Here is a 3,353-nt window from a genome sequence, read left to right as displayed (position 1 = left end):
TCTTCTGAACGGGGCCGGGGCCAGCCGCGCGGCTCAGACCTGGCGGCGGCGCTCCACCGCGTCGAGGATCTCCGCGACGGCCTCGTCCACCGGCACGCCATTACGCTGCGTCCCGTCTCGAAAACGGAACGACACCGCACCCTGGGTGACATCGGAATCTCCGGCCAGCAGCATGAACGGCACCTTCTGCTTCTGCGCCGTACGGATCTTCTTCTGCATCCGGTCGTCGGAGGAGTCGACCTCCACCCGAAGGCCGTGTGCGGCGAGCCGCCGGGCGACCTCGTCCAGGTACGGCACGTGCTCGTCGGTGATCGGGATGCCGACCACCTGCACCGGCGCAAGCCACGGCGGCAGCGCCCCGGCATAGTGCTCCAGCAGGATGGCGAAGAACCGCTCGATGGTGCCGAACAACGCCCGATGGATCATGAACGGACGCTGCCGGGTCCCGTCCGCGGCCTGGTACTCCAGGCCGAAGCGCCGCGGCAGCTGGAAGTCCACCTGGATGGTGGACAGCTGCCAGGTCCGGCCGATGGCGTCACGGGCCTGCACGGAGATCTTCGGCCCGTAGAAGGCACCGCCGCCCGGGTCCATCACCAGTTCCAGGTCCTGCTTCTGCGCGGCCTCCCGCAGCAGTTCGGTGGCCTGCGCCCACTCCTCGTCGGTGCCGACGGCCTTGCCCGCCGGCCGGGTCGACAGCTCCAGGTAGAAGTCGGTCAGCCCGAAGTCGCGCAGCAGCCCGAGCACGAACGTCAGCACGCTGTCGAGCTCGGCGGGTAGCTGCTCACGGGCGCAGAACAGGTGCGCGTCGTCCTGGGTGAGCCCGCGCACCCGGGTCAGGCCATGGACCACGCCGGACTTCTCGTAGCGGTAGACCGTGCCGAACTCGAACAGCCGCAGCGGCAGCTCCCGGTACGACCGGCCCCGCGACCGGAAGATCAGGATATGCATCGGGCAGTTCATCGGCTTGAGGTAGTAGTCGGTGCCGCCGTCGAGCTGCATGGGCGGGTACATGCCCTCGGCGAACCAGTCCAGGTGCCCGGAGATCTGGTAGAGCTCCGACTTGGTGATGTGCGGGGTGTTGACGAACGAGTACCCGGCCTCGATGTGCCGGCGCCGCGAGTAGTCCTCCATCGCGGTGCGGATCGCGCCGCCCCTGGGGTGGAAGACCGCCAGCCCCGGGCCGATCTCGGTCGGGAACGAGAACAGGTCAAGCTCCGCGCCGAGCTTGCGGTGATCGCGCTTCTCGGCCTCGGCCAGCCTGGTCTGGTAGGCCTTGAGCGCGTCGCGCGACTCCCACGCGGTGCCGTAGATGCGCTGCAGCTGCGGGTTCTTCTCGCTCCCCCGCCAGTAGGCCGCGGCGGAACGCAGGATCGCGAAGGCCGGGATGGCCCGGGTGGTGGGCACGTGCGGCCCGCGGCAGAGGTCCTTCCAGCACAGCTCGCCGGTCTTCGCGTCGAGGTTGTCGTAGATGGTCAGCTCGCCCGCCCCGACCTCAACACTCGCCTCGGCGTCGTCGGCCGCCGTGTCACTCGACTTCAGTCCGATCAACTCGATCTTGTACGGTTCGTCAGCGAGCTCCGCGCGGGCCTCGGGCTCGGTGACGACCCGCCGGGAGAAGCGCTGGCCGGCCTTGATGATCGCCTGCGCCTTCTTCTCGATGGCCCTGAGGTCGTCCGGGGTGAACGGGGACTCGACGTCGAAGTCGTAGTAGAAACCGTTGTCGATAGGCGGCCCGATGCCCAGGCGTGCCTTCGGGAAGAGCTCCTGGACCGCCTGGGCGACGACGTGCGCGGTGGAGTGCCGGACGATCGCCCGCCCGGCCGGCGAGTCAATCATGATCGGCTCGACGACGACCCCGTCGGCGAGAACATGAGCAAGATCACGCTGCTGACCGTCAACCAGAGCCGCGATCACGTTCCGGTCGTCGGCGAACAGCTCGGCGGCCGTCGTCCCGGTCGGCACCACCCGCGGATCGCTGCGCTGGGCGTGCTGAACGGTAACGCGGACGTCGGACACCGAATCTCTCCTGTTGCGCTGGGAACACGGATGCGGGGATCGCGTCGCCGGTGCGTCGCCGGTGCGTCGCCGGCAGGCGGCCCCGCGGCGGGCCTTCCTGGCCCGTTCGCGATGCTACTCGCGGACGCATGGTGCCCCCGGTGAGCGGGGTACGGCGAGCGGGATACTCAGCGTGACGAGCGTGGCTCAGTGCGACGGGTGTGGCTCAGTGCGACGGGTGCGCCTCCGCCGTCGGCCGCGCACCCTGCCGGCAGCGGATGCCACCGAGGATGGTGTCGACGATCTTCGCGATCCGCGTTCCGCTCACCTCGCAGTCACCACTCATGTACTGCCGATAGGCGACCGGCCCGACCAGCATGTCGACGACAAGGTCGACGTCGACGTCCGCGGCGAGTTCCCCCGATTCGATGCCGCGCCGGAGCATGGCGGCCGCTTTCTCCCGCGACGGCTCGATCACCTTCTGCGAGTAGGTGGCGAACAACTCCGGGTGCGTGCTCCGCTCGGCGACGAGCTTCGGCATGATCCGCCCGGACAACGACTGGAGGTTGTGCCGGCGCAGCGCGTTCAGCCAGGCCACCAGGTCGTCGCGCAGGGAGCCAGTCTCGACCGCGTCGAGACTGTCAGCCAGGGTGTCCAACGCGTCCCCGATCAGGGCGTCCTTCGTTGGCCACCGGCGATAGACCGTCGCCTTGCCGACCCCGGCGCTGGTCGCCACTGCCTCCATCGACAGGCTCGCGAAGCCGACCGTCGCGAGCTCGTGCAGCGCGGCATCGATGATCGCCTCATCGCAGCGGGTGTCCCTCGGACGACCGGGAGCGCGGGAGACGCGGACCCCGGAGGGCACCCGGTCGGACGGTCGCCGAGGATGCGCAGCGCGCACGTCCCGGGTGGCCATCAGGCGGGACACCGGCCTGATCCCCCGCCCGCTCCGTCGCTGCCGTGCCGATGCATCCGCATGGAAAGGCCACCCGCCACCTTGATCGCGCCGCACGTTCTCGCCGCACTTCAAGATCATCATACGTCCCAGTCGGTCAAGACGCATCCGTTTGCCATGGCAGCGGCGTGGCGTGCGTCGCGTTCCACGCCGATCGGGCCACGGTCCACCACGAAACCACCGCCCGAACGCCCCAGCCCGAACAGCCATCTCGGGGCTGGGTGGATCTGCTCCACCACGGGCTCTCCGCATGGCAGCCGTTGGTGGCAGCATGAGGGGGACGCCGGGACGCCCAGCGCCCGGACGGACGTACAGGAGCGCTCATGGATGCTTCAGACACACCCACCCACCCGGCGGACCCGGCGGCGACGCCCTACGGCGCGCCGACCACGCCGCCGCGGCC

Annotated in this window: 2 protein-coding genes; both read right to left on the bottom strand. The window is 69.6% G+C overall.

Annotated features, from left to right (window positions below):
• Positions 1-33 precede the first annotated feature (33 nt).
• The gene (gene thrS, locus AC08OX_RS05230) at positions 34-2,016 is read right to left on the bottom strand and encodes a threonine--tRNA ligase (RefSeq protein WP_476606770.1); all 1,983 of its coding nucleotides are present in this window, start codon (positions 2,014-2,016) and stop codon (positions 34-36) included.
• Positions 2,017-2,221: 205 nt separating this feature from the next.
• Positions 2,222-2,923: a TetR/AcrR family transcriptional regulator gene (locus tag AC08OX_RS05225; protein WP_476606769.1), complete on the bottom strand. Its 702-nt coding sequence runs from the start codon at positions 2,921-2,923 to the stop codon at positions 2,222-2,224.
• Positions 2,924-3,353 lie beyond the last annotated feature (430 nt).

Source organism: Frankia sp. CoBUL1 (assembly GCF_978021245.1).
Note: the sequence above shows the minus strand (reverse complement) of the source record. Positions and strands in the feature narration are given on the sequence as shown.